The 24,861-nt window shown below is 52.0% G+C and carries 24 protein-coding genes and 3 tRNA genes; 16 read left to right on the top strand and 11 right to left on the bottom strand.

Annotation, left to right across the window (positions count from 1 at the left end; genetic code table 11):
• Nucleotides 1-11: 11 nt before the first annotated feature.
• The 4 genes from prfC to holD form a co-directional block, all read right to left on the bottom strand.
• A complete protein-coding gene (gene prfC / locus OGV57_RS12755) occupies nucleotides 12-1,601 on the bottom strand; it encodes a peptide chain release factor 3 (protein ID WP_003019086.1) in 1,590 nt (529 codons plus the stop codon).
• A 92-nt stretch (nucleotides 1,602-1,693) separates the two neighbouring features.
• Entirely contained in the window at nucleotides 1,694-2,374 is a 681-nt protein-coding gene (gene yjjG / locus OGV57_RS12750; RefSeq protein WP_003019088.1) for a pyrimidine 5'-nucleotidase, read from the bottom strand.
• Between the two features lie 14 nt (nucleotides 2,375-2,388).
• The gene (rimI, locus tag OGV57_RS12745) at nucleotides 2,389-2,835 is read right to left on the bottom strand and encodes a ribosomal protein S18-alanine N-acetyltransferase (protein ID WP_003019092.1); all 447 of its coding nucleotides are present in this window, start codon (nucleotides 2,833-2,835) and stop codon (nucleotides 2,389-2,391) included.
• On the bottom strand, nucleotides 2,804-3,217 hold the full coding sequence (holD, locus tag OGV57_RS12740; protein ID WP_003837254.1) for a DNA polymerase III subunit psi: 414 nt from the start codon (nucleotides 3,215-3,217) through the stop codon (nucleotides 2,804-2,806). Before holD ends, rimI begins: the two co-directional genes overlap by 32 nt.
• Before the next feature lie 103 nt (nucleotides 3,218-3,320).
• On the opposite strand from holD, the gene rsmC reads away from it, so the two are divergent.
• The 4 genes from rsmC (at nucleotide 3,321) to OGV57_RS12720 (ending at nucleotide 4,892) form a co-directional block, all read left to right on the top strand.
• Entirely contained in the window at nucleotides 3,321-4,352 is a 1,032-nt protein-coding gene (rsmC, locus tag OGV57_RS12735) for a 16S rRNA (guanine(1207)-N(2))-methyltransferase RsmC (RefSeq protein ID WP_054528033.1), read from the top strand.
• Between the two features lie 221 nt (nucleotides 4,353-4,573).
• A tRNA-Leu gene (locus tag OGV57_RS12730) sits at nucleotides 4,574-4,660 on the top strand.
• Between the two features lie 28 nt (nucleotides 4,661-4,688).
• Nucleotides 4,689-4,774, top strand: a tRNA-Leu gene (locus OGV57_RS12725).
• A 32-nt stretch (nucleotides 4,775-4,806) separates the two neighbouring features.
• A tRNA-Leu gene (locus OGV57_RS12720) sits at nucleotides 4,807-4,892 on the top strand.
• Between the two features lie 40 nt (nucleotides 4,893-4,932).
• Here the strand turns inward: OGV57_RS12720 and OGV57_RS12715 are convergent.
• Nucleotides 4,933-5,169, bottom strand: a complete 237-nt coding sequence (locus OGV57_RS12715) for a DUF1435 domain-containing protein (RefSeq protein WP_003845617.1) — start codon at nucleotides 5,167-5,169, stop codon at nucleotides 4,933-4,935.
• Between the two features lie 255 nt (nucleotides 5,170-5,424).
• On the opposite strand from OGV57_RS12715, the gene OGV57_RS12710 reads away from it, so the two are divergent.
• Together OGV57_RS12710 and fhuF are read left to right on the top strand one after the other, a co-directional pair.
• Nucleotides 5,425-6,501 (top strand): GGDEF domain-containing protein, encoded by a 1,077-nt coding sequence (locus OGV57_RS12710; protein WP_003837249.1) that lies wholly within the window; start codon nucleotides 5,425-5,427, stop codon nucleotides 6,499-6,501.
• A gap of 108 nt (nucleotides 6,502-6,609) precedes the next feature.
• Nucleotides 6,610-7,398, top strand: coding sequence for a siderophore-iron reductase FhuF (fhuF, locus tag OGV57_RS12705; protein WP_003837247.1), 789 nt, complete (start codon nucleotides 6,610-6,612; stop codon nucleotides 7,396-7,398).
• A 29-nt stretch (nucleotides 7,399-7,427) separates the two neighbouring features.
• On the opposite strand, the gene OGV57_RS12700 is transcribed toward fhuF, so the two are convergent.
• Nucleotides 7,428-8,771, bottom strand: a complete 1,344-nt coding sequence (locus OGV57_RS12700) for a PTS cellobiose transporter subunit IIC (RefSeq protein ID WP_003829998.1) — start codon at nucleotides 8,769-8,771, stop codon at nucleotides 7,428-7,430.
• Between the two features lie 366 nt (nucleotides 8,772-9,137).
• On the opposite strand from OGV57_RS12700, the gene OGV57_RS12695 reads away from it, so the two are divergent.
• Nucleotides 9,138-9,596 carry a YbaK/EbsC family protein gene (locus tag OGV57_RS12695; protein WP_003019114.1) on the top strand — a complete coding sequence of 153 codons (459 nt, stop codon included), beginning with the start codon at nucleotides 9,138-9,140 and terminating at the stop codon, nucleotides 9,594-9,596.
• Between the two features lie 57 nt (nucleotides 9,597-9,653).
• On the opposite strand, the gene bglJ is transcribed toward OGV57_RS12695, so the two are convergent.
• Nucleotides 9,654-10,331 (bottom strand): DNA-binding transcriptional activator BglJ, encoded by a 678-nt coding sequence (gene bglJ / locus OGV57_RS12690; protein WP_048216856.1) that lies wholly within the window; start codon nucleotides 10,329-10,331, stop codon nucleotides 9,654-9,656.
• A complete protein-coding gene (locus OGV57_RS12685) occupies nucleotides 10,292-11,017 on the bottom strand; it encodes a helix-turn-helix transcriptional regulator (protein ID WP_003837239.1) in 726 nt (241 codons plus the stop codon). The genes bglJ and OGV57_RS12685 overlap by 40 nt, the downstream gene beginning before the upstream one ends.
• 462 nt (nucleotides 11,018-11,479) lie before the next feature.
• Between OGV57_RS12685 and OGV57_RS12680 the strand changes: the two genes are divergently transcribed.
• The 6 genes from OGV57_RS12680 (at nucleotide 11,480) to opgB (ending at nucleotide 17,208) form a co-directional block, all read left to right on the top strand.
• The gene (locus OGV57_RS12680) at nucleotides 11,480-12,256 is read left to right on the top strand and encodes a threonine/serine exporter family protein (protein WP_003019122.1); all 777 of its coding nucleotides are present in this window, start codon (nucleotides 11,480-11,482) and stop codon (nucleotides 12,254-12,256) included.
• Nucleotides 12,247-12,720, top strand: a complete 474-nt coding sequence (locus tag OGV57_RS12675; RefSeq protein WP_003019127.1) for a threonine/serine exporter — start codon at nucleotides 12,247-12,249, stop codon at nucleotides 12,718-12,720. Before OGV57_RS12680 ends, OGV57_RS12675 begins: the two co-directional genes overlap by 10 nt.
• Nucleotides 12,721-12,843: 123 nt before the next feature.
• The gene (gene dnaT / locus OGV57_RS12670) at nucleotides 12,844-13,383 is read left to right on the top strand and encodes a primosomal protein DnaT (protein WP_054528032.1); all 540 of its coding nucleotides are present in this window, start codon (nucleotides 12,844-12,846) and stop codon (nucleotides 13,381-13,383) included.
• A 2-nt stretch (nucleotides 13,384-13,385) separates the two neighbouring features.
• Complete coding sequence (gene dnaC, locus OGV57_RS12665) at nucleotides 13,386-14,123, top strand: replicative helicase loader DnaC (RefSeq protein WP_003019133.1); 738 nt, start codon at nucleotides 13,386-13,388, stop codon at nucleotides 14,121-14,123.
• Between the two features lie 70 nt (nucleotides 14,124-14,193).
• Nucleotides 14,194-14,685, top strand: a complete 492-nt coding sequence (locus OGV57_RS12660; protein WP_003830016.1) for a YjjA family protein — start codon at nucleotides 14,194-14,196, stop codon at nucleotides 14,683-14,685.
• Nucleotides 14,686-14,916: 231 nt separating this feature from the next.
• Nucleotides 14,917-17,208, top strand: a complete 2,292-nt coding sequence (gene opgB / locus OGV57_RS12655) for a phosphatidylglycerol--membrane-oligosaccharide glycerophosphotransferase (RefSeq protein WP_054528031.1) — start codon at nucleotides 14,917-14,919, stop codon at nucleotides 17,206-17,208.
• Nucleotides 17,209-17,251: 43 nt separating this feature from the next.
• Here opgB and OGV57_RS12650 read toward each other — a convergent pair whose 3' ends face one another.
• The gene (locus OGV57_RS12650) at nucleotides 17,252-18,697 is read right to left on the bottom strand and encodes a tagaturonate reductase (protein WP_054528030.1); all 1,446 of its coding nucleotides are present in this window, start codon (nucleotides 18,695-18,697) and stop codon (nucleotides 17,252-17,254) included.
• Nucleotides 18,698-18,710: 13 nt separating this feature from the next.
• On the bottom strand, nucleotides 18,711-19,733 hold the full coding sequence (locus tag OGV57_RS12645) for a zinc-binding alcohol dehydrogenase family protein (RefSeq protein WP_003837229.1): 1,023 nt from the start codon (nucleotides 19,731-19,733) through the stop codon (nucleotides 18,711-18,713).
• A 136-nt stretch (nucleotides 19,734-19,869) separates the two neighbouring features.
• On the opposite strand from OGV57_RS12645, the gene OGV57_RS12640 reads away from it, so the two are divergent.
• The 3 genes from OGV57_RS12640 to OGV57_RS12630 all read left to right on the top strand — a co-directional run bounded on the left by OGV57_RS12640 (nucleotide 19,870) and on the right by OGV57_RS12630 (nucleotide 22,927).
• Complete coding sequence (locus OGV57_RS12640; RefSeq protein WP_003019148.1) at nucleotides 19,870-20,784, top strand: GntR family transcriptional regulator; 915 nt, start codon at nucleotides 19,870-19,872, stop codon at nucleotides 20,782-20,784.
• Between the two features lie 213 nt (nucleotides 20,785-20,997).
• A complete protein-coding gene (locus OGV57_RS12635) occupies nucleotides 20,998-22,359 on the top strand; it encodes an MFS transporter (protein WP_046670879.1) in 1,362 nt (453 codons plus the stop codon).
• A gap of 52 nt (nucleotides 22,360-22,411) precedes the next feature.
• A complete protein-coding gene (locus OGV57_RS12630) occupies nucleotides 22,412-22,927 on the top strand; it encodes a GNAT family N-acetyltransferase (protein ID WP_046670877.1) in 516 nt (171 codons plus the stop codon).
• A 133-nt stretch (nucleotides 22,928-23,060) separates the two neighbouring features.
• On the opposite strand, the gene tsr is transcribed toward OGV57_RS12630, so the two are convergent.
• Nucleotides 23,061-24,722 carry a methyl-accepting chemotaxis protein gene (gene tsr, locus OGV57_RS12625; protein ID WP_003837223.1) on the bottom strand — a complete coding sequence of 554 codons (1,662 nt, stop codon included), beginning with the start codon at nucleotides 24,720-24,722 and terminating at the stop codon, nucleotides 23,061-23,063.
• Nucleotides 24,723-24,861: the final 139 nt, after the last annotated feature.

Here is a 24,861-nt window from a genome sequence, read left to right as displayed (position 1 = left end):
TGGAAGGTCGATTAGTGTTCGCGTGTTTTACGGAACTGAACGTCCGGATAACGTTCCTGGGTGAGATTCAGGTTAACCATGGTTGGCGCGATATAGGTGAGGTTATCGCCGCCATCCAGCGCCAGCTGAATTTCGTTCTTACGCTTAAATTCTTCGAATTTCTTCACGTCAGAACATTCTACCCAGCGTGCAGTCGCCACGTTGACGGATTCATAAATCGCTTCAACGTTGTACTCGCTCTTCAGACGTGAAACCACCACGTCAAACTGCAGCACACCCACCGCACCGACGATCAGATCGTTGTTGGCGATCGGACGGAATACCTGCACTGCACCCTCTTCTGAAAGCTGAACCAGCCCTTTCAGCAGCTGTTTCTGCTTCAATGGATCCTTCAGGCGAATACGACGGAACAGCTCTGGCGCGAAGTTCGGAATACCGGTGAACTTCATCATTTCGCCCTGGGTAAAGGTATCGCCGATCTGGATAGTGCCATGGTTATGCAGACCAAGAATATCGCCCGGATACGCTTCTTCCACATGAGAACGGTCACCGGCCATAAAGGTGAGTGCGTCGGAGATCACCACGTCTTTACCAATGCGCACCTGGCGCATTTTCATGCCTTTCTCATACTTGCCGGATACCACACGCATGAACGCCACACGGTCACGGTGTTTCGGGTCCATGTTGGCCTGAATTTTAAACACGAAACCGGTGAACTTCTCTTCTGAGGCTTCGACGACGCGGGTGTCGGTTTTACGCGGCATCGGCGCAGGCGCCCACTCCACTAAGCCATCCAGCATATGGTCAACGCCGAAGTTACCCAACGCGGTACCGAAGAAGACCGGGGTGATTTCGCCCGCAAGGAACAACTCATGGTCGAACTCGTTGGACGCGCCCTGCACCAGCTCAAGCTCGTCGCGCAGCTGCTGCGCCAGGTCTTCACCCACGGCAGTATCAAGTTCCGGGTTGTTAAGACCTTTAACAACACGCACTTCCTGAATGGTGTGGCCTTTACCGGTCTGATACAGGTAAGTTTCATCTTTATAAAGGTGATAGACACCTTTGAACAACTTACCGCAGCCAATCGGCCAGGTGATCGGCGCACAGCCGATTTTCAGTTCGTTCTCAACTTCATCCAGCAGCTCCATCGGATCGCGGATGTCACGGTCGAGTTTATTCATAAAGGTCAGGATCGGCGTATCGCGCAGACGGGTAACTTCCATCAGCTTACGGGTACGATCTTCAACGCCTTTTGCAGCATCGATAACCATCAGGCAGCAGTCCACCGCCGTCAGAGTACGATAGGTATCTTCGGAGAAGTCTTCGTGCCCCGGGGTGTCCAGCAGGTTCACCAGGCAGTCATGATACGGAAACTGCATCACAGAGGTGGTAATGGAGATACCACGTTGCTTTTCCATTTCCATCCAGTCAGATTTTGCATGCTGGCTGGAGCCACGGCCTTTTACCGTACCGGCGGTCTGAATGGCCTGTCCGAATAACAGTACCTTTTCAGTAATTGTCGTTTTACCGGCATCCGGGTGAGAAATAATGGCAAAAGTGCGGCGTTTGGCCACCTCTTGCAAATAAGGAGACAACGTCATAGTCAAATCTTCTTAGGTAAGCACGGCAACGGGCCGGGCAAGTTGAATACGAAAAATTGCGGCTATTTTACCCATCAACGGGGGGGAGGCAATCAGTGTTTACACAGGAGCTGCTCCAGTTCGCTTAATGACGCTACGGTCCAGGTCGGCTGAATGCCCGCTGGCTGCTCGCGGTGGTGCGTATTTAGCCAGCAGGTGGATAGCCCGGCGTTAATGCCGCCAAGAATATCGGACTCTGCGGTGTCACCCACCATTAGCACGCGAGAACGGTCAGGATTGCCCGCCTGCTCCAGCGCATGGTCAAAAATACGGGAATCAGGTTTTGCCACCCCAACCTGCTCAGAAATCACCAGCAGGTCGAAATAATCGCGCAGCCCCGTCCGCTCAAGGCGGATTTGCTGCAACGCGGTAAAGCCGTTAGTAATGATGCCGATTTTCGCTTTATCACGAATCGCATTGAGCAGAGAAACCGCCCCCGGCAACGGCGAGCAGATCTCCGCCATCGCATTGATGAATGCATCATTAAGCTGGCCCGGTTCAACCTTCAGGCGTTCGGCCCAGCTCTGAAAACGGGCATGCTGCAGTTGTAATGAGGTAATCGCGCCGTTTTGGTAATCCACCCACAGCGGTTTATTCACGGCCTGGTAGTCCTGAAAATCTTCAGCGGTAAAGGTAATGCTATAGTCGAGAAACATCCGCTGTAAGCCGGTAAACGAGTCAAATGTAAACAGCGTTTCGTCGGCATCAAAGAAAATCCAGTCCCACTTCTTCATCATTACACCTTGTCTTACATGCTGATTGGCAACGCCATGATGATGGCGTCTTCGTGACCATCGGCCGTTGGATAGTAATTGCGACGGATCGTCGCCTCGTTAAAGCCTAAGCTTTCGTACAGCGCGATAGCGGCCGCATTCGAGGCGCGCACTTCAAGCCACAGCGTCAAAATGCCACGCTTTTCCAGCTCATCGATCAAATGCTCCAACAGCTCACGCCCCAGCCCACGGCGCTGAAAGTCAGGATCGACGGCAATATTGAACAGCGTAGCTTCATCCAGCACGACCTGCGTAATCGCAAAAGCCGCCATCACGTCATCAACCCTCAACTGAAAATTGAGATAGCGATCGCCCTGGTTGCTGGCAAATGTTTTTTCACTCCACGGAAAAGCGTGGGCGCGTTTTTCAATATGAAATGCTGCGGGTAAATCAGTCGGTTCGAGGGAAGAAATCGTGTTCATATGCGCAGATTTGTTGCCATAACGCGGCGCGTGCCGCTGGGTTTTCCCGTAATTCATTAAACGCAGGACTCTCGACCTGAGCGCCCTCCAGCAGCAGCGGCTCTTCGGTTCCCAGCCGCCAGCTATTACAGCGACTGCCTTGCGGCAGCATGGCGACACGGTCAGGCGTCAGTTGTAAAACCTGATCCGGGCTGACGGTTAATGCGCGTAAAATATCGCTCATCAATGGTTCGGTTAGCGCGGGTAACTGTGCAGCAACCATCACCAAACGGACATGCGCAGGAATGGAAATCGCGATCTCGCCCTGCAGTGCGCCAGGACGACGCAACGACCACTGCGTAATGCCCAGTTGCTGTAACTGCCAGTCTCGTCGGGATGTCATAGCGAAACACTCCTGTCTATCAGGGGCGCAAATATAGCAAATTTGTCGAATCCGTGCCATCAAACAACTATAATCCCCCGCTGTACAATTTAAGGAGCATTCCATGTCTGCTTTTACCCCGGCAAGTGAAGTCTTGCTGCGCCACAGTGATGATTTCGAACAAAGCCGTATTCTGTTTGCCGGTGATTTGCAGGATGACCTGCCTGCCCATTTTGAAAGCGCCGCCAGCCGAGCGCACACTCAGCAACTTCACCACTGGCAGGTGCTTAACCGCCAGATGGGCGACAACGTCCGCTTCAGCCTCGTCGCGCAGGCCGATGACGTTGCCGATAGCGATACGCTGATCTACTACTGGCCAAAGAATAAGCCTGAAGCCCAGTTCCAGTTGATGAACATTCTGTCGCTGTTACCGGTTGGCACCGATATTTTTGTTGTCGGTGAGAATCGCAGCGGCGTACGTAGCGCAGAGCAGATGCTGGCCGAATACGCACCGTTAAACAAAGTCGACAGCGCACGTCGCTGTGGCCTGTACCACGGTCGTCTGGAAAAACAGCCTGTCTTTGATGCAGAAAAATACTGGGATGAATACCAGACAGAAAATCTGACCATCAAAACGCTGCCGGGCGTCTTCAGCCGTGACGGCCTGGATGTTGGCAGCCAACTGCTGCTCTCCACGCTGACGACGCACACCAAAGGCAAAGTGCTGGATGTCGGCTGTGGCGCAGGCGTTCTCTCCGTCGCCTTGGCCAGCCACTCGCCGAAAGTGCGCTTAACCCTGTGCGATGTTAGCGCCGCCGCCGTTGAAGCAAGCCGCGCAACGCTTGCAGCCAATGGCATTGAAGGTGACGTCATCGCCAGTAACGTCTTTTCTGACGTAACGGGCCGATTTGATATGATCATCTCCAACCCACCGTTCCACGACGGAATGCAGACCAGCCTTGATGCCGCGCAAACGCTGATTCGCGGCGCCGTGCGTCATCTGAACAGTGGCGGTGAACTGCGTATCGTGGCAAACGCCTTCCTGCCTTATCCGAAGGTTCTGGATGAAGTGTTTGGCTTCCACGAAGTTATCGCGCAGACCGGGCGCTTCAAGGTCTATCGCACCATCATGACGCGCCAGGCGAAAAAAGCCTAACCGCTGTAGGCCAGATAAGGCGTTTACGCCGCCATCTGGCGTGACACCGAGCAACGCCGGATGGCGCTATCGCTTATCCGGCCTGCATAAAACGCCAAAGCCGAAGAAACGCCTTTTTTTTCGGCAATCACGTTAAGTTCGATAATTAACAGTTGACGCCCTGCATAAAATCTCTAGAATTCGCCTCCGTGGTAACGATACTTTTTGAGTGTCGATGGTATGCGAAGGTGGCGGAATTGGTAGACGCGCTAGCTTCAGGTGTTAGTGTCCTTTCGGACGTGGGGGTTCAAGTCCCCCCCCTCGCACCATAATCCACGTTGATATTGCTCGCACTGGGCGAAGGTGGCGGAATTGGTAGACGCGCTAGCTTCAGGTGTTAGTGTCCTTAGGATGTGGGGGTTCGAGTCCCCCCCCTCGCACCAACGAGGCGATATCAAACAAATAAGATGACTGTGCGAAGGTGGCGGAATTGGTAGACGCGCTAGCTTCAGGTGTTAGTGTCCTTAGGATGTGGGGGTTCGAGTCCCCCCCCTCGCACCAATTATCTTATTTCCCTCTCGATTTCCTTCTCTAGTTTTGTTCATCCCTGATTCCAGTTCATTATTACCAGAACAATGCCACCAATCAGCGCCGCGCATGAAGGTAACAAAACAAAGTGCCGTAAACGCTTGTGGTACAACATGAGCGAAGTCAGTAGTAATCCTAATACAATCATCACCTTCCATACGTAGACCGACAGGTCGCTATATGCCATCCCGGCAATCAGCATTCCCGGCAGCAGAACACCCCATCCACTGCCCAGCGTACGTTGCAACATGATTCCACCTATGACACTGATAATGATAACCAATATCATATGATAAAATTTCTCATTTGTCAGCCGTGAAGCACTATCAATTATATGAGTTTTACTTAACGATTGATGACATAAATAACCCAAGGTGATAAATTGCTCACCGGTTAGCTCTTCAACTAAAAACAATAAAAACCTCTGCGAATGATACCCCGTTCGTTATTTGTTTTATTTACCAACACACCTTCGTACATTGCAGATAACTAACAATATTTACCTATGACAGTACAATCCTGGCGAACTCTGCGCACCAAAAAATACCAACTCTCTTTACGACTGTTTCTGCTGCTCAACGCAGTCTCCGCGCTGTTTACGCTTTTTTTCCCACTGTTTGCGGTCAAAGCCTTATCAGTATCGGCGTTGCTGATACTGGTGATGAGTACACTGCTGCTGGTATGGCATGGGAAATACGCAGATAAAAGAATTAATCTCCCTTTTATTTCAATCGTTTTTGGCTTGTTATGGGCGTTACACATATTATTGAAATATAATGCTTTAGGTCAGAATGATTATTATTTCCTGTTAATAGCGCTTCTCAGCGTACTGTTTATTGGTTCTATCGCTTTTGCCAATAATATCATCGCGTTTACGCTCCACTCACTCCCCTCCGTCGCCGTTTGTTTATGGCTTAACGGCAGCGAGCATGGTTTGCGGATTTTCTATTTTATGGCGCTGCCTATGGCCGGTATCGCCATCCAGCATGTGATACAAAAGCGCTACGATGGGTTCGCTCAGCAGCTGATGTACAAACTGCTGGAAGAACGAGAAACCCTGAACGGGCTCAGCATGCTCGACCCGCTAACCGGTTTGTATAATCGCCGGGGGCTGCAACACCGGCTCGATACGCTGTTGGCCCTAAGTAATTCGAGACACTTCGTTCTGCTGCTGGATATCGACCATTTCAAATCCTATAACGATCATTACGGACATATGATGGGCGACCAGGCGTTGATCCGTGTTTCTGCCGCCATCCGAGACTCCGTCCGCTCCAGGGATGTGGTGGCGCGTTTTGGCGGTGAAGAGTTTATGATTTTGCTGACCGCGGTCGATCCACAGCAAGCCCAGGCTGCCGCCGAACGTATCCGCCAGAAAGTGTACGACCTTAAAATCCCTCACATGTTTAATGAGAGCGTGGCAACCAACGTAACCGTCAGTATCGGCATTGCACCTCTGGTCGAACAGGATATTGATGCTGCTATTGCCAAAGCGGATAAAGCCCTTTACGAGGCGAAGAATCTTGGGCGTAACAATACTCTGGTCAGCGATGAGCTACGGGTAAACTGCCCTTCTATCTGAGTTTTCTGTGCGGTGCCACCCGAGATGGCGACAAAGATCTTGCTATCGCTTAACACCAATTATAGGATTAGCAATCATTATCATTAAGATTAACATCCTTATATCGACATGGCTTATCGTTCCGCACCGATCGTTGAAGATGTCATCTGGCGTAGCCATCTCCCCTCAGAGATGCCCTCGCTGGCTGCTGCCGTACGCGCAACGATAGCCAAAACTCGCGAGCACTTGCTGGACTTCATTCGTCTTGACGAAACGCCTGTGCCAGGTGCAATGACGCTGCATGAATGGACGCAACCGACGACGCTAAGTTCATTGCTCGCTGTTTATTCAGACCATATCTATCGCAACCAGCCCACGCTGCCCCGCGAAAATAAGCCCCTGATATCTCTTTGGGCGCAATGGTATATCGGCCTGATGATGCCTCCGTTAATGGTGGCCCTGCTGACGCAAAAAGAGGCTATAGACGTCTCTCCTGAACACATGCACGTAGAATTCCACGAAACGGGCCGAGCAGCCTGCTTCTGGATCGATGTCCATCAGGATCATCTGGCTACAGCCCTGTCTCCTCAACAACGCATGGAAACGCTGATTCTCTCAGCGCTAACGCCGGTTGTGCAGGCGCTGGAAGCAACGGGTGAGATCAACGCAAAGCTTATCTGGAGCAACACCGGATACTTAATTCACTGGTATTTAACGGAAATGAAGCCGTTGTTAGGTGAAGAACTGCTGACCACGCTGCGCCAGACCTGCTTTTTTGAGAAACAACTTTCCTGCGGTCAGGATAATCCTCTATGGCGTACCGTTGTTCCGCGTGAAGGGCTGTTAGTGCGCAGAACCTGCTGCCAACGCTATCGCCTGCCTGACGTTCAGCAATGCGGAGACTGCACGCTGAAGTAAGCGAGGAGCCGTAGCCCCTCGCCAGATATTTATGCAACCTGCTGGTTTTCCTCTTCCATACGCTGCGCTTCTTCTTTTTCCTGCGCTAATAACTGCTTTTCGTAGACCTTAAAGAACGGGAAGTAGATAACGGCCGATACCAGCGCCAACAGCACCACCAGGATAGCCGCACGATAATCCCAACCTAACGCCCATGCGGCGCCAACCGGTGCCGGGGCCGTCCAGGGAACCACTGAAATTACCCGCCCAATTAAATCCAGTTTCATCGCCGCCCACGCCAGTACCGCATTCACCATCGGAGCCAGCAGGAAGGGGATAAAAAACACCGGGTTCATGACAATCGGCGTACCGAATATCACCGGTTCGTTAATATTAAAAATGCTGGGGACCACGCTCAGACGCCCAATCGAGCGTAGATGAGCGGAACGACTCCGCAGATAGCAAATCACCAACCCCATCGTCGCGCCGGAACCACCAACCACAATGAAGAATGTCCAGAACGCTTCCATAAAGATATGCGGCAACGGCGCACCCTGCGCCAGCGCCGACTGGTTCATCCCGAGATTGGTGAGCCAGAACATTTGCAGCATTCCCGACACAATAGCCGCGCCGTGAATACCGGCAAACCACAGCAGATGGCCGATCAATACCGCCAGCAGGATCGCCGGGAGAGAATCTGCAGCCGACACCAGTGGTTTGAAAATGGCCATAATGGCCTGCGGGATCAGCATGTCAAACTGCGACTGTATCACCAGGCTTAGCGGGTACAGCGTCAGCACCACCACCAGCACCGGGATCAGCAGATCGAAAGAGTTTTTGATCATCGGCGGCACCTGATCGGGTAAACGGATGCCAATGTTGTGCGCCTTCAGGAAGCGCATCATTTCAACGCAGTAAATGGCTACCAGGATGGCGGTGAAAATCCCCGTTCCTCCCAGACTATCAACCGGCATCGTGCCTTTGGTTTTTGGCGCGGCAATCAGCAAAAAAGCCATGATTGATAGCATCGCACACATAAACGGATCTAACTGATGCGACTTCACATAGTGCTTGCCCAGGTTATAAGCAATAGCCGCACATATGTAGACCGACATGATCCCCATCGTCATATCAAACGGTGTGAGGATTTGGCCTTCAAACTGTTTTGCCAAATCCAGCCACGCACGGGCGAATCCCCAGGTGGTATCGGGAGAAAACGGCGGATAGGCAAAAACCAGCAGAAAAGAGCCTACAATCATAAAAGGCATCGCCGAAATAAAACCGTCACGAATAGCCATGACATGACGTTGTGAAGAGATGCGCCCGGCAACAGGGCTAACATAGTTTTCAACAAAGCGGAAAATCACGTTAAACACAGCATGATTAGTAGACATAGCCGTTCTCCCGTTGTGCAAAACCTTGCAACCGTGTTGGCATCAACACCACCACGTAAAGCCCATTACCACTTTTCGCAACCGTGCCGGGGGGAACACCAGCACTACCGCTATTCGAGTTAAGTTTCATAGATGGCTCTTATTATGTGATACAGAGGAAGTGACAACTTCAGTATTAATCGTCATTTAAGCATCCTGCAACCGGTTACTGTAACCGGTTTCTTTGATTGTGAAGACGATCGAAAAACTGCTAATGTTGCTATATTGTTACAATAAAATATTTACAGTGCGGTTGCCCCTATGACAAATTACATCCTGCATGTTTTCTGCTGTGCAGGGTTATCTGTAAGCGATAGGGAGAGAAGAATGAGTTTGCAATCAGTACGTCAATTCCTGGCGCAACATGCACCAGATATTGAGATTATCGAATTAGATCAGAGCACAGCAACCGTTGATCTGGCAGCAAAAGCCCATAACGTTGAACCTGGCCAGATAGCGAAAACACTTTCGCTAAAGGTGAAGAACGACATCATCCTGGTCGTGGCAAAAGGTGATGCCCGACTGGATAATAAAAAGCTAAAGAGTACGTTCGGTGCCAAAGCCCGTATGTTGAGTAGCGATGAGGTCGTGAGCGCGACGGGGCATCCCGTTGGCGGCGTTTGCCCCTTCGGATTAGAAACACCGATTTCAGTGTACTGTGATGTTTCTCTGAAGCACTACGCTGAAGTGTTGCCTGCCGCAGGTGCCATCCACAGCGCGGTTCGCATCACGCCTGAGAGGATGGCTGAACTGACTTCTGCCACCTGGGTTGACGTGTGTCAGTAATGCTTCACGCGCCAAATCGGCGACCAAACCCGGCACAAAGCACGTCAACGTTGCCTGTCACGAAGCCGCCTGCATAAAAGGCGCTGGCTCGCCAGCACGCAGGTACAGCAGGATATCGGCAGCATCCAGTAACCCGGCATCTGAGCTTACTCCCAGTTTGGACATCACATTAAATTTGTGTGCCCGAATGGTTTTAATGTTCCGTTCAAGCTGAGCGGCAATCTGCGGCATCGAATAGCCATTTGACATAAAGCGCAGTATTTCTCGTTCTGTCGGACTGAGCATGCGGCTTTGATTAATATACCAATGGTTTTTCGTGCTTTCGGTTCCTCGGCTTGGGCAGCTTAACGCCGTAAATAAAGCGTCCTGTAGCACCGTTAACGAAGAAGCTTTACTCACAACGCCATCCAGCGGCAAGGGGGACAAGGAGCCAATTAAACGCGCTTCAGCGTCATCATCGGCAATCACCACGCGGCGAATCCGTGGAAAATTTATCGCCAGTTCCGTTAAATAGGCCAACCCAGCTCTGCGATCGCTTCTGATTGCAGAGAGAGAAAAAATAACTGCCGAAAACGACATCTTTAACATTGCCTGACTAAAAGTGGGCTGGCTAGAAAAGAGATGAAGTTTATATTGGTCATCTGGCATGGTATTAAATAAACTATTAATACCTACACTGCTCATTGTACACTTTTCTACCAGTGCAACGTTTCTTTTGATGATTCTGCTTTCCATTCCGTGGTTTCTCCATAAACTGAAGGTAAATTAAGTTCTCGCGATCCTTGAGAACTATTTATCCAGGCATACATTTCTGCATTGCTATTTATCGACAAGCGACGCATAGCGCTATTCTTTTGGGCACTGATTGTTTTATTGCTTTTCTTCAGCAACATCGCAATCTGATTAATTCCCCAGCCTTTCCCAAGGAGGCGCAGCACTTTCCTTTCAGAGAGAGTGAGGACTATTGAGCGCGCGCTATGATCTAACAATTGCGGCATGGCAGGTGGAGAAAGTAGTGTCTTACTTATTCTTTCTGCTCGCGCATTTCCTGCGTGAATGACGCTCACTAAACTTTCTATCGGCTCTGCATCAGAGAGCAGCGAACTGACAGGACACATCAGTAGCTCAATAGCCAAAGGATAGAAAATACGAGAGACGAGAAAGACCCAGTGAATATCACGGTATTGAGATAATAAAGAATAATATTGTTCGCAGACTGAACGAGGATAATTGCAGTCTCCAGTTAAATCAGCAATCACCAAATCAGCGTACCGTAGTTGTAATAATGTTAGTTCTTCAACAGAACAACAGTATGTAAGTTCGTAATCGGCAAACTGCGCCTGTATTATACCTTTAAGCCCGGTCTGTATAATCGGCGATTTACTAATAATAATTGCGTTTTTGCAGCGTCCTTGCAACATATCCCCTCCACACTCACCAGTCCGTAATCGTACTTAATTCAGTTCTCCCGAATAAATTAATAGCCATTAATTCACGGGAAAATACTCCGAACAATAAACGGGGTGAATTGCTTATCCTTGGCGTTTATTAAAATAAAAGTATTGGCACTACAATCCAGATAAAGCCAAACTGTCAAGCTATTATTACATGATTACGCATAAATACGTTATTTGTAAAATTAAAATAACTACAATAGATCGTTAGCATGGCTTATGTATTTGCCATCCGGGTAAATAACGCTACATTACAGTCATGCGCCCTCTCATACCTCGGCGAGTGGGGAGTGTTAATATGCCATAACCGTATCGTCGGTGTCTTTTTTCGACACAAAGATTGATCTTAGCCAGAGCCAGCGGGCTCATGCTTCATGATAAAAGTAAACATTCGTCACTCAAAGAGATCCTTATCAGTCAGAGCGAACCATGCAAACAGAGCAGTCGTCACAGCGAACGGTTACACGGTTATGTATTCAATGCGGTCTTTTTTTACTTCAGCATGGGGCAGAAAGCGCGCTGGTTGACGAGCTATCCACCCGCCTCGGGCTGGCGCTTGGCATGGATAGTGTAGAAAGCGCTATCTCCTCTAACGCTATCGTCCTGACCACCATTAAAGACGGGCAATGCCTGACATCAACGCGAAAAAATCAGGATCGCGGCATTAATATGCACGTCGTGACGGAAGTGCAGCACATTGTCATTTTGGCGGAACATAAACTGCTGGATGTTAAAGGCGTAGAGAAACGCTTTAGCCAGATTAAACCACTGCGCTATCCAAGATGGCTGGTCGCCCTGATGGTCGGTTTATCCTGCGCCTGTTTTTGTAAACTCAATAACGGCGGATGGGATGGTGCGGTGATCACCTTTTTCGCCAGCATGGTGGCGATGTATATCCGCCAGATACTGGCATCCCGGCATTTGCATCCGCAAATCAATTTTTGCATCACCGCCTTTGTGGCGACCACCATTTCAGGTTTGCTGCTGACGTTGCCGACCTTTAGCAATACTCCGACTATCGCTATGGCCGCCAGCGTGCTACTGCTGGTTCCGGGCTTTCCGTTGATCAACTCCGTCGCGGATATGTTTAAGGGACACATTAATACCGGACTCGCTCGCTGGGCTATTGCCAGTCTGCTTACGTTGGCGACCTGTATTGGCGTGATCGTGTCGATGACCTTATGGGGGCTGCGCGGATGGGCGTGATCGATTTCATACTGGCGCTAATGCAGGATATGATCCTGTCGGCGATCCCGGCGCTTGGCTTTGCCATGGTATTCAATGTCCCCCATCGGGCGCTCCCATGGTGCGCATTACTCGGCGCACTCGGTCACGGCTCACGAATGGTGATGATGACCGCAGGGTTTAATATTGAATGGTCAACATTTATGGCGTCGCTGCTGGTCGGCTGCATTGGGATCCAGTGGTCGCGCTGGTATCTGGCGCATCCGAAAGTCTTCACCGTCGCGGCAGTGATCCCCATGTTTCCAGGGATCTCCGCCTACACCGCCATGATCTCAGCAGTAAAAATCGGCCATTTCGGTTACAGCGAAGTGCTGATGATTACCCTGCTGACCAACTTCCTGAAAGCCTCATCGATTGTCGGTGCGCTCTCCATCGGTCTGTCCGTGCCAGGATTATGGCTGTATCGCAAACGTCCACGCGTTTAACGGTGCACTTTCTTTATTACCGTGCAGAGAGGGGAATCTCCCCTCACCTGCTGCTCTCCTTCTTCTCTGTGTTACTATAAAAGCAGTCCCCTTCTCGGTTGTTGTTCAGTATTGAGAAACATTATGCCCTGCAAAATTTTGACGCCAGACGTCACAAGCATTGACGCCTTATTACACGATCACCACGCTGTGCTGGCCAAGTCTGCGGGTGGCGCCGTAGCCGTATTCGCTAACAATGCACCAGCGTTTTACGCGGTGACGCCTGCGAGACTGGCTGAGCTGTTGGCGCTTGAGGAGAAACTGTCACGCCCGGGAAGCGATGTGACATTGGATGATCAATTTTATGAAGAGCCGCAAACCGCTCCCGTTGCCGTGCCAATGGGGAAATTTGCGATGTACGCTGCCTGGCAGCCTGATGCCGACTTTCAGCGTCAGGCCGCTTTATGGGGCGTAGCGTTGCGAGAGCCGGTTACTGCTGAAGAACTGGCCTCATTTGTTGCCTACTGGCAGGCTGAAGGCAAAGTCTTTCACCATATTCAGTGGCAGCAAAAACTGGCGCGCAGCATTCAGATTGGACGGGCCAGCAATGGCGGAATGCCAAAGCGCGATGTGAACACCGTCAGTGAACCTGACAGCCACATTCCACCGGGTTTTAGAGGATAACGATGAAAAACGTTGGCGACCTGATGAAACGTCTGCAAAAAATGATGCCACCTAATGTCGAGCCCGCCTTTAAAACGGGCGAGGAGCTGCTGGCATGGCAAAAAGAGCAAGGTGAAATTCGTGCCGCAGCGCTGGCCCGCGAAAACCGGGCCATGAAAATGCAGCGCACATTCAACCGTTCCGGTATCCGTCCGCTGCATCAGAACTGTTCGTTCGAAAACTATCGGGTAGAGTGCGAAGGTCAGATGAACGCCCTGAGCAAAGCCCGCCAATACGTTGAAGAGTTTGACGGCAACATCGCCAGCTTTATCTTCTCCGGCAAACCCGGCACCGGCAAAAACCATCTGGCCGCCGCCATCTGCAACGAACTGCTATTGCGCGGCAAGTCGGTACTGATCATTACCGTGGCCGATATCATGTCGGCGATGAAAGAAACGTTCAGCAATCGTGAAACCAGCGAAGAACAGCTGCTCAACGATCTGAGCAATGTGGATCTGCTGGTGATCGACGAGATCGGCATGCAGACCGAATCCCGCTATGAAAAAGTGATTATTAATCAAATTGTCGATCGCCGTTCATCCTCAAAACGTCCGACCGGCATGTTAACTAACAGCAATATGGATGAAATGAACAAGCTGTTGGGCGAGCGCGTGATGGATCGTATGCGCCTTGGCAACAGTCTGTGGGTCATTTTTAACTGGGAAAGCTACCGTAGTCGGGTCACCGGTAAAGAGTATTAACGTATTAGGACCACTCCTAAGACTGCCAGCGCTATACTGCGCTGAAAAGGCATAACACGAGTTGCATATAATGATGAAAACTACCAAACGTCTGCTGTGCTGTGCGCTTGCCGCCAGCACGCTCATCTCCACCAGCGTTTTCGCCGCCTCCTGGCAGGATTCGCTCTCCAGCGCGGCCAGTGAGCTAAGCAAACAAAGCTCCGGCTCGCAAAGCAGCTCGTCGCTCTCTTCCCTGACCAGCCTGCTGAATGGCAGTAATCAGTCGTTGACCTCCAGCAGCATGAATAACGCCGCCGGGATCCTGGAATATTGCGCGAAACAGAAGCTGGCCTCGGTCACCGACACACAAAACGTCAAAAACCAGGTGCTGGATAAACTGGGGCTCAGTGCTCCTGAGCAGAAGCAAGACACCAACTATATGGACGGGATTCAGGGTCTGCTCAACGCCAAAGATGGTCAACAGCTGGACCTGAACACGATTGGCAACAGCTCGCTGGCGAAACAGGTTAAAACCAAGGCCTGCGATCTGGTGTTAAAACAGGGCATGAACTTCATTTCCTGACGCACGACATGCCGCGTATAACCTGCGCGGCATCTATTTATTTCCGTCAATACATTCACATTTCAAATAAATAGTAATTCCCCACAAAAACGCGCATATCTAAACCAATTCTGAATAACAACGTAATTTAATGTCACTACAATTGCAGCAATGTAACAACGCTATTACATTGTGCTTTCCCCCTAATGATTAGCCTGCCAGGCATGTGCCCGGTTTACTGAGGATCGACCGTTGTCAGAATTAATCTCCATCACTCTGTTTCTCGCTTCAGTGCTGATTTACGCCTGGAAAGCGGGTCGCAACACCTGGTGGTTTGCCGCCACGTTATCGGTGCTGGGGATTTTTATTGTCCTGAATATCACGCTGTACGCCAGTGACTATTTCACCGGCGACGGGATCAATGACGCGGTACTGTACACGCTGACCAACAGTCTGACCGGCGCAGGGATCGGCAAATATATCCTGCCGGGCGTTGGGATCGCGCTGGCGCTGACGACCGTTTTTGTCGCGCTCGGTTGGATCCTGCGCCGCCGTCGCCATCACCCGCATCATGTGGGTTACAGTCTGCTGGCCCTGCTGCTGGCGCTGGCCTCCGTTGACGCCAGCCCGGCGTTTCACCAGATAACCGAACTGGTGAAGTCGCAGTCGCGCGATGGCGATCCGGATTTCCCGACGTATTATAAAGAGCCATCGAAAACCATTCCCAACCCGAAGCTGAACCTGGTGTATATCTACGGTGAGAGCCTCGAGCGCACCTATTTTAATAACGACGCGTTCCCGGATCTGACCCCGGAACTCGGCGCGTTAAAAAATGAAGGTCTGGATTTCAGCAATACCATGCAACTGCCGGGTACCGATTACACCATCGCTGGCATGGTCGCCTCCCAGTGCGGTATTCCGCTGTTTGCGCCATTTGAAGGCAACGCCTCGGCGTCGGTCTCAAGTTTCTTCCCTAACAATATCTGTCTGGGCGATATCCTGAAAAACTCCGGCTATCAGAACTACTTTGTGCAGGGTGCCAACCTGCGCTTTGCCGGCAAAGACGTGTTCCTGAAATCTCACGGCTTTGACCATCTGTACGGTGCGGAAGAGTTAAAAAGCGTGGTGGCGGACCCGGCCTATCGTAACGACTGGGGCTTCTACGACGATACCGTGCTGGACGAAGCATGGAAAAAATTCGAAGAGCTTTCGCGCTCAGGCCAGCGTTTTTCACTGTTTACCCTGACCGTGGACACCCATCATCCGGATGGATTTATCTCACGTAGCTGCAACCGTAAACGTTATGACATCGACGGGAAGGCTAACCAGTCGTTCAGCGCGGTCAGCTGCAGCCAGGAAAACATTGCCGAATTTATCAATAAAATCAAAGCATCGCCGTGGTTTAAAGATACCGTTATCGTTGTTTCTTCCGATCATCTGGCGATGAACAACACCGCATGGAAGTATCTGAACAAGCAGGATCGTAACAACCTGTTCTTCGTGCTGCGCGGCGACCAACCGCAACAGGACACGCTGGCGGTAAAACGTAATACGATGGATAACGGCGCAACGGTACTGGATATTCTCGGCGGCGATAACTTTATCGGTCTTGGCCGTAGCAGCTTGTCGAGCGAATCCGTGTCGGAAGTATTCCTGAACATTAAAGAAAAAATGCTGGCGTGGAAGCCCGATATCATTCGCCTGTGGAATTTCCCGAAAGAGATGAAAGAGTTCACCGTCGACCAGGACAAAAATATGATCTCCTTCTCCGGTAGCCATTTCCGCTTGCCGTTGCTGCTGCGTGTATCTGACAAACGCGTCGAGCCGCTGCCGGAAAGCGAATACTCGGCCCCGCTGCGCTTCCAGCTGGCTGATTTTGCCCCGCGCGATAACTTTGTCTGGGTCGATCGCTGCTACAAAATGGCGCAACTGTGGGCGCCGGAGCTGGCGCTTTCTACCGACTGGTGCGTTTCACAGGGTCAGTTAGGCGGGCAGCAAATTGTGCAGCACGTCGACAAAGCCAAATGGAAAAGTAAAACCGTATTTAAAGATACGGTGATCGACATGGAGCGCTACAAAGGTAACGTCGATACGCTGAAAATTGTCGATAACGACATTCGCTACAAAGCAGATAGCTTCGTTTTCAACGTGGCGGGCGCGCCGGAAGAGGTGAAACAATTTAGCGGTATTTCACGCCCCGAATCCTGGGGACGCTGGTCCAATGCGCAGCTCAGCGAAGAAGTAACGATTGAGTACAAAGCCCCGTTGCCGAAGAAATTCGATCTGATCATTACCGCGAAAGCCTTCGGCGACAACGCTAATCGCCCTATTCCCGTGCGCGTTGGCAACGAGGAACAGACGCTGGTGTTAGGCCATGACGTCAGCACCACTACCTTACATTTTGATAACCCGGCGGATGCCGATACGCTGGTGATTGTCCCGCCCGATCCGGTTGCCACCAACGAGGGCAATATTCTCGGTCACTCGCCGCGTAAGCTGGGGATCGGGATGGTTGAAATCAAAATAGTGGCTGCTCAGGGATAAAAAAAACAGCGCCCAACACCACACCGGGCGCTGCATGGCAACCTTATTCCAGACTGTTCACCGCCTGGCGCATACCCTGCACCAGAATCATCTCCAGGTTGGCCGTCACCTGCCCGGCAAGCCCAGGTAACAACGTCAAATCCTCTCCCCAGTGCGCCGCATCGCCAAGCACTGCATCCACCAGTTCACGCAGCGTTAAATCATTGCCAACTCGCGGCCACAGGCTGGCATAGAGGCTTACCCACTGCTCATCATCCTGTATCGGATAGCGTTCCCCGTGACGCTCTGCGCGATAAAACGCCAGCAGCGCAGCGAGGGCAAACGTTAACCGCACTGGCCAGCGCCCATTTTGCTCACCCGCCAGCAGTTGCGGCAAAATACGGGTGCGGAATTTAGTCATCCCGTTAAGCGCAATGGAAAGCAACTGGTGGCGAATGTAGGGGTTCTGAAAACGCCCGCTCACCGCGTCGGCAAATTCTCGCAGTTCGTCCGCCGGGAGATCCAACACCGGAATAATCTCCTCACTAATCGCCCGCTCGACAAAGCGGCGAATATCAGCATCCTGCATCGCCTCGCCAACGGTCTCCAACCCGCACAGCCACGCCACCGGCACCAGCGCCGTATGCGCGCCATTGAGAATAGCGACTTTGCGCTCTTTGTACGGTTTGATATCGCTCACTACACGGATATTCAGCGGACACTGCGCCAGCTTCAGCTCCTCTGCCAGCCACTGCGGCCCCTGGATCACAAACAGGTAAAAATGCTCCGCGGTATCGAGAAACGCATCGTGATAGCCAAGTGTAGCCTCCAGCGCTGCGGCTTCTTCGCGCGGGTAGCCGGTGACAATACGGTCAACCAGCGTGGAACAGAACGTGTTTGCCGTCTCCACCCAGTCGGCAAATGCCGGAGGAAGCTGCCACTCCTGCGCATACCGCAGCACCAGGGATTTGAGCGCCTCACCGTTATAGTCGATAAGCTCGCACGGAATAATTACCCAGCCCTTATCCACCGCGCCCTCAAAGTGGTTAAAGCGCTCCATCAGCAGGCGCGTCAGTTTGGCCGGAAAGCTCACCGGCGGCGCATCATCCACACAGTCTGCCGCGTGATAGCTAATTCCGGCTTCGGTAGTATTTGAAAACACAAAACGGATATCCGCATTGTGCGCCAGCGCCAGATACGCCGCGAAATCCTGGTACGGGTTGATTTCGTGATTCACCGAACGGATAAGCCGCGCCTCACTCACCGCCTCACCCTGCTCGTTTAGCCCGCGAATAAGCGTGGTATACAGCCCGTCCTGGGTATTCAGCGACGGCGGGAAATCGGTATTAATTGGCCGAACGATGGTCACGCCAGCGTTCAGATCGGTATGCTCGTTGAGGATATCCAGTTGCCAGTCGACAAACGCCCGCAGAAAGTTACCTTCTCCAAACTGGATCACACGCGTTGGGTAGCTGGCTCCCGGAAAATCACGTCGATTCAATGTTTTCATCCTGTTTTCCCTCTCAGAACGTGATCACGCCTTTAATCAGTTCACGGTTATTGATCACATCCCGCTCGTAGATTTCAGCCAGTGTGGCAAACGCATAACGGTGCGTAAGCATCATGTCGGCGGTCAATTTGCCTTCCGACATCAGGCGGCCCACTTTGGCGAAATCTTCCGGCGTGGCGTTGCGACTGCCCATCATGGTGGTCTCTTTCTTGTGGAACTCAGGGTCAGAGAACTGCAAATCGCCTTTAAACAACCCAACGAAAACGATGCTGCCGCCATGACGAATCAAATTCACCGTGTTATTCATCGCATGTTGATTCCCCGTGGCATCAATGACCTTTTGCGCCAGCGAACCGCCAAACTGAGCGCGCAGCTGCGCATCAAAATCTTCAGCGGATGGGTCGATAACCGGAAGTCCCAGGCGGGAAACCACATGGTCTCGGCGCGCCGGACTGGTATCGGCGACCACCACCTGTGCGCCATCGGCTTTGGCAATCGCTGCAGCCCCCAGGCCAATCGGACCAGCGCCGACCACCAGCACCTGCTCACCCGGCGCCACCGCCGCCCGGCGTACCGCATGCGCGCTGATGGCATAAGGCTCAATCAGCGCCGCCGCCTGCGGGTCAATCCCCTGCGCATCCAGCAGGTTGGTCACCGGAACGGACAAATATTCACTGAAACCGCCATCCTGGTGCACGCCAATTACTGAAATCTTCTCGCAGCAGTTAGTGCGCCCGCTCAGGCATGCCGGACACTGCTGGCAGGCCACGTAAGGAATAACCGCCACCTGCTGACCATTTTTCAGATTCTGTATATTCTTACCCAGCCCGACAATTTCCCCACATATTTCATGCCCTAATACACGTGGGTAGCTGAAAAAAGGTTGATTGCCACCCCAGGCATGAATATCGGTACCACAAATCCCTACCGATTTAATTTTTATTAATGCTTCGCTCTCACCCGGAATAGGTATTTCGCGTTCTTTCCAGACTAATTTTTTAGGTTCCTGGCAAATCAACGTATTCATCGTAGACATGATTCTGCTCTCCTGTTTTTTGTTGCCTCAGATATCAACGAAAATAAAAAAGACGGAGAAAGCAGAAACACAATCTGTGAATCCCAGCGCATAAAAATGTTTTAAATCGGGTTTTAATAGGTAAAAAGGAGAAGCCATGAGCCGTTCGCAGAACTTACGCCACAATGTGATTAACCAGATTATCGATGATATGGCGCGTGGTCATATCCCTTCCCCTCTCCCGTCGCAAAGCGCATTAGCGGAGATGTACAACATCAGCCGCACCACCGTGCGTCATATGCTGAGCCACTTAGGCGAGTGCGGCGTTCTGACCCAGGTCGGCAGCCACTATGTTATCGTGCGTAAACCCGACCATGACGACGGTTTTGCCTGCACCACCGCCTCCATGACCGAGCAAAACAGGATTTTTGAGCAGGCGTTTTTCACCATGATCAACCAGCGCCAGCTGCGTGCAGGCGAGAGCTTCTCCGAACTGCAGCTTGCCAGAGCCGCGGGCGTCAGTCCGGTAGTCGTACGGGAATATCTTTTAAAATTCGAACGTTACAACCTGATCAAAAACGAAAAACGCGGTCAGTGGAGCATGAAGCAGTTCGATCAGGCCTATGCGGAGCAGTTGTTTGAACTCAGAGAAATGCTGGAAACCCATTCCCTGCAACATTTTCTCAATCTGCCCGACGATGACCCACGCTGGCTGCAGGCGAAAACGCTGCTGGAACGCCACCGGATCCTGCGCGACAGCATCGGCAGCAGCTTTCGTATGTTCTCGCAGTTAGACCGTGAGTTTCATGCCTTGCTGCTCTCTGCTGCCGATAATATATTTTTCAATCAATCACTTGAAATCATCTCCGTGATTTTCCACTTCCACTATCAGTGGGATGAGAGCGACCTCAAACAACGCAACATCATTGCCATCGATGAGCATATGACCATCCTCAGCGCGCTGATCTGCCGCAGCGACCTGGATGCCACCCTGGCGCTCTGTAACCATTTGAATTCAGCCAAACAATCAATGATTCGTTCCATCAACCAGAGTCATAGCGCCGCCCATTAAGTACCGATAAAAAACAGCAAATCATTACCGGGAGCACGATTTTATAAAAATAAAAACGCCTGAAAAATACCTCTTGCCTATGCTCACGCTAAGTCGACTGCATTAAAAACTTTTGTGAGCGGTGATGAGCAAATTGATTCATCATCGGTATTTTTTCAATACTGCACAGTTCTGCTGTGTGAAAAATAAATTATTGAGGTTCAGGAGTCCGGCGTGGAAAAAAATAATATTACCCTCGACCCGAGTTCTTCGTTTGGCACGTCATCATCTGCGGATATTAATGTTCCGCCTGAGGGCATGGTGCAACGCAGTAGCCGAATAAAACGTATTCAAACCACGGCAATGATTTTATTATTTTTTGCTGCGGTTATTAATTACCTCGACCGCAGTTCTCTGTCGGTCGCCAACTTAACGATTCGTGAAGAACTGGGGCTAAGCGCCACGCAAATCGGCGTGCTACTGTCGGTATTCTCTCTCGCTTATGGTATTGCGCAATTGCCCTGCGGCCCGCTGCTGGATCGCAAAGGTCCGCGCATTATGCTGGGGCTGGGGATGTTCTTCTGGTCGCTGTTTCAGGCGATGTCCGGCATGGTACACAGCTTCACCCAGTTTGTGTTGGTGCGTATCGGGATGGGGATCGGCGAAGCGCCAATGAACCCGTGCGGCGTAAAGGTCATCAACGACTGGTTTAACATCAAAGAGCGCGGCCGCCCGATGGGATTATTCAACGCCGCCTCCACCATCGGGGTTGCCATTAGCCCGCCGATTCTGGCTGCCATGATGCTGGTAATGGGCTGGCGCTGGATGTTCATCACCATTGGCGTGCTGGGTATTTTCCTCGCCATCGGCTGGTACATGCTGTATCGCAACCGCGAGCAAATTGAGCTGAGCGCCACGGAACAAGCGTACCTGAACGCTGGTAGCGTCAATGCCCGCCGCGATCCGCTGAGCTTTGCCGAATGGCGCAGCCTGTTTCGCAACCGTACCATGTGGGGCATGATGCTGGGCTTTAGCGGCATCAACTATACCGCATGGTTATACCTGGCCTGGCTGCCGGGCTACCTACAAACCTCCTACAACCTGGATTTAAAAAGCACCGGATTAATGGCGGCGATCCCGTTCCTGTTTGGCGCAGCCGGCATGTTGATTAACGGTTTTGTCACCGACTGGCTGGTAAAAGGCGGTATGGCGCCGATTAAGAGCCGTAAGATTTGTATAATCGCCGGGATGTTCTGCTCTGCAGCCTTCACCTTCGTTGTGCCGCAGGCCACAACGTCGATGGCCGCCGTGTTACTGATCGGTATGGCGCTGTTCTGCATCCACTTCGCCGGTACCTCGTGCTGGGGCCTGATCCACGTCGCCGTCGCCTCACGCATGACCGCTTCCGTGGGCAGTATCCAGAACTTTGCCAGCTTTATCTGCGCGTCGTTTGCGCCGATCGTCACCGGATTTATTGTTGATACCACCAACTCTTTCCGCCTGGCGCTGATCATCTGCGGCTGCGTCACCATGGCGGGGGCCCTTGCCTACATCTTCCTGGTTCGCCAGCCCATTAGCGATCCACGTAAAGATTAATCCTCCAGATGCCCGATAACACCGTGCTTATCGGGCATGTTATGCTCCTCGTATGAACATCACCTTACGCGCTACTACTCTGGCAGACGCAGCCGCTCTTCCCGCCATCGAACGATCTGCGGGGCAACGTTTTTTACAGATCCCGGAACTGGCGTGGATTGCTGATGACCAGATTATATCGGCTGCTCAGCATCAGGCATTTGCCGCCACTGGCTTGAGCTGGCTGGCGCAGACCGATGAGCATCCAGTCGGCTTTTTAGTCGCCGAAACGCTGGATTCATCGCTGTTTATTGCAGAACTGTCGCTGCATCAGGAGTGGCAGGGAAAAGGAATTGGCCGCCGATTAATTTGCTATGTTGCCGAACAGGCGCGCGAGAAAGGTTACACATCGCTCACGCTGACCACCTTCCGCGATGTGCCGTGGAATGCGCCATGGTACGCGCGTCTGGGATTTGAAATGTTGGCTGAAGAGACGCTGCCTGCAAAGTTGCGCCAGAAAAGAGAAGAGGAAGCGGCGCATGGACTGGCATATGAATCGCGCTGCGCCATGCGCCTGATGTTGCGCTAATTGCCCGATGGCGGCTACGCCTTATCGGGCCTACATAACTTTCCCGCAGACCGGATAAGCGATAGCACCATCCGGCAACCACATAACTTTCCCGTAGGCCGGATAAGCGATAGCGCCATCCGGCATCACAGTCTTAGAACGTTTCCCAGTTATCCCCGGCATCCGCTACCGCGGCTTTACGCGGCTGGACCGTTGAAACCGGTTTAGCGGCCGCAACGTCACGCGCGCGCTGTTGGTCATGCTGAATACGGAACACGGCAACGGCTTGAGTCAGGCGGCTGGCCTGCTCTTCCAGCGCGGCAGCGGCAGCGGCGGATTCTTCCACAAGCGAGGCGTTCTGCTGCGTCACACGATCCATCTCGGCAACGGCCAGACCAACCTGATCAATACCGCGGCTCTGTTCATCAGAAGCAGAGGCGATTTCACCCATGATATCGGTCACGCGGGTTACCGCATTGACGATCTCATCCATGGTTTCACCGGCGCTTTCAACCAGCGTTGAACCAACATCAACACGGCTGACCGAGTCTTCAATCAGGCTCTTAATCTCGCGCGCGGCCTGTGCACTACGCTGGGCCAGGTTACGCACTTCACCCGCAACCACCGCAAATCCACGGCCCTGCTCGCCCGCACGTGCGGCTTCTACCGCGGCGTTGAGTGCCAGAATATTGGTCTGGAAGGCAATGCCGTCGATGACGCTAATAATGTCGGCGATCTTCTGCGAACTGGAAGCGATATCACGCATGGTTTGCACCACGTTGTCCACCACTTTGCCGCCTTTCTGCGCGGTTTCCGACGCACTCAGCGCCAGATGGCTGGCCTGACGCGCGTTTTCGGCGTTCTGCTTCACGGTTGCCGTCAGCTGTTCCATGCTGGCTGCGGTTTCTTCCAGAGAGGCCGCCTGCTGTTCGGTACGGGAGGAGAGATCGTTATTGCCCATCGCAATCTCGCTGGCCCCGCTGTAAATCGCGTTGGCGCCGTTACGCACGTCACCCACGGTATTCATCAGCTCACCCTGCATGTGACGCAGGCTTTCCGCCAGTTGCCCAATCTCGTTGGAACCTTCCACTTCAATGCGCTTCACCAGATCGCCGCTGGCGATATGACGAATGCTGTCAATCAGACGGTTCATTGGGGAGATAAGGGTCAGTTTGATACCAAACCACACCGCAATAATCGCCGCCAGTACGGTAATCAGCACGCAGATCAGCACCCACATCGCCTGGCTGTAAGAACTGTTGTTATCTTCCACCGCGATGTCATACAGGCGATCGTTCTGCTGCATGTAACTCATATACTGCTTCTCAAAACCATCCTGATAGCTCTGCGTCGGTTGATCAAAGAACGCGTTGATCTTCCCGTCACCCAGTAACTGGATCAGCTCCGCCAGCGCACCGTGATAGATGTCATAGGTGCGGTTGATCTCCTGGAAAGCGGCTTCGCTTTGGCGCGGATCGCGCGGGAGCGACTCGTAAATCGCCCAGTTTTTTTCCGTCAGCTTCAGCGCCGTACTCGCCACCTGCATCAGCTCGGCAACGGTCGCGCCGCTGCCGATATTGCTCTGATCCATCATGTAGCGAATGCCCGCCCGGTTCAGGGTGTTACGCGTTTGCAGCAGCTCAACCCAGGTAGCGTTCAGCGCAGACTGTTGCTGGCGAATGGTTTGCAGAACGGTAAAGTTCTCTTTGTCATTCTTAAGTGAGTTAAAAAACAAGCCGCCCGAGGCGAGCTGTAAAAGGCCAAATAGCGCCAATACCAGCAGTAAGCTGGTAACAATCTTCATACGTTTTAACATGTTTTCTCTTTCCGCTAGACAGATGTCAGAATTTTCGGCCTGGAAAGGGAAAACTTTATGAAATTTGTGCTAGTTGAATCGATCTCAGCATCGACGATTCGTCGATCCACGCCGTCTGCCAAAGCACTAAGCGGGTTTA

Source organism: Citrobacter sp. Cf087 (assembly GCF_030334285.1).
Taxonomy (GTDB): domain Bacteria; phylum Pseudomonadota; class Gammaproteobacteria; order Enterobacterales; family Enterobacteriaceae; genus Citrobacter; species Citrobacter freundii.
The sequence above is the reverse complement of the archived record's forward strand: the minus strand, read 5'-3'. Positions and strand labels throughout refer to the sequence as shown.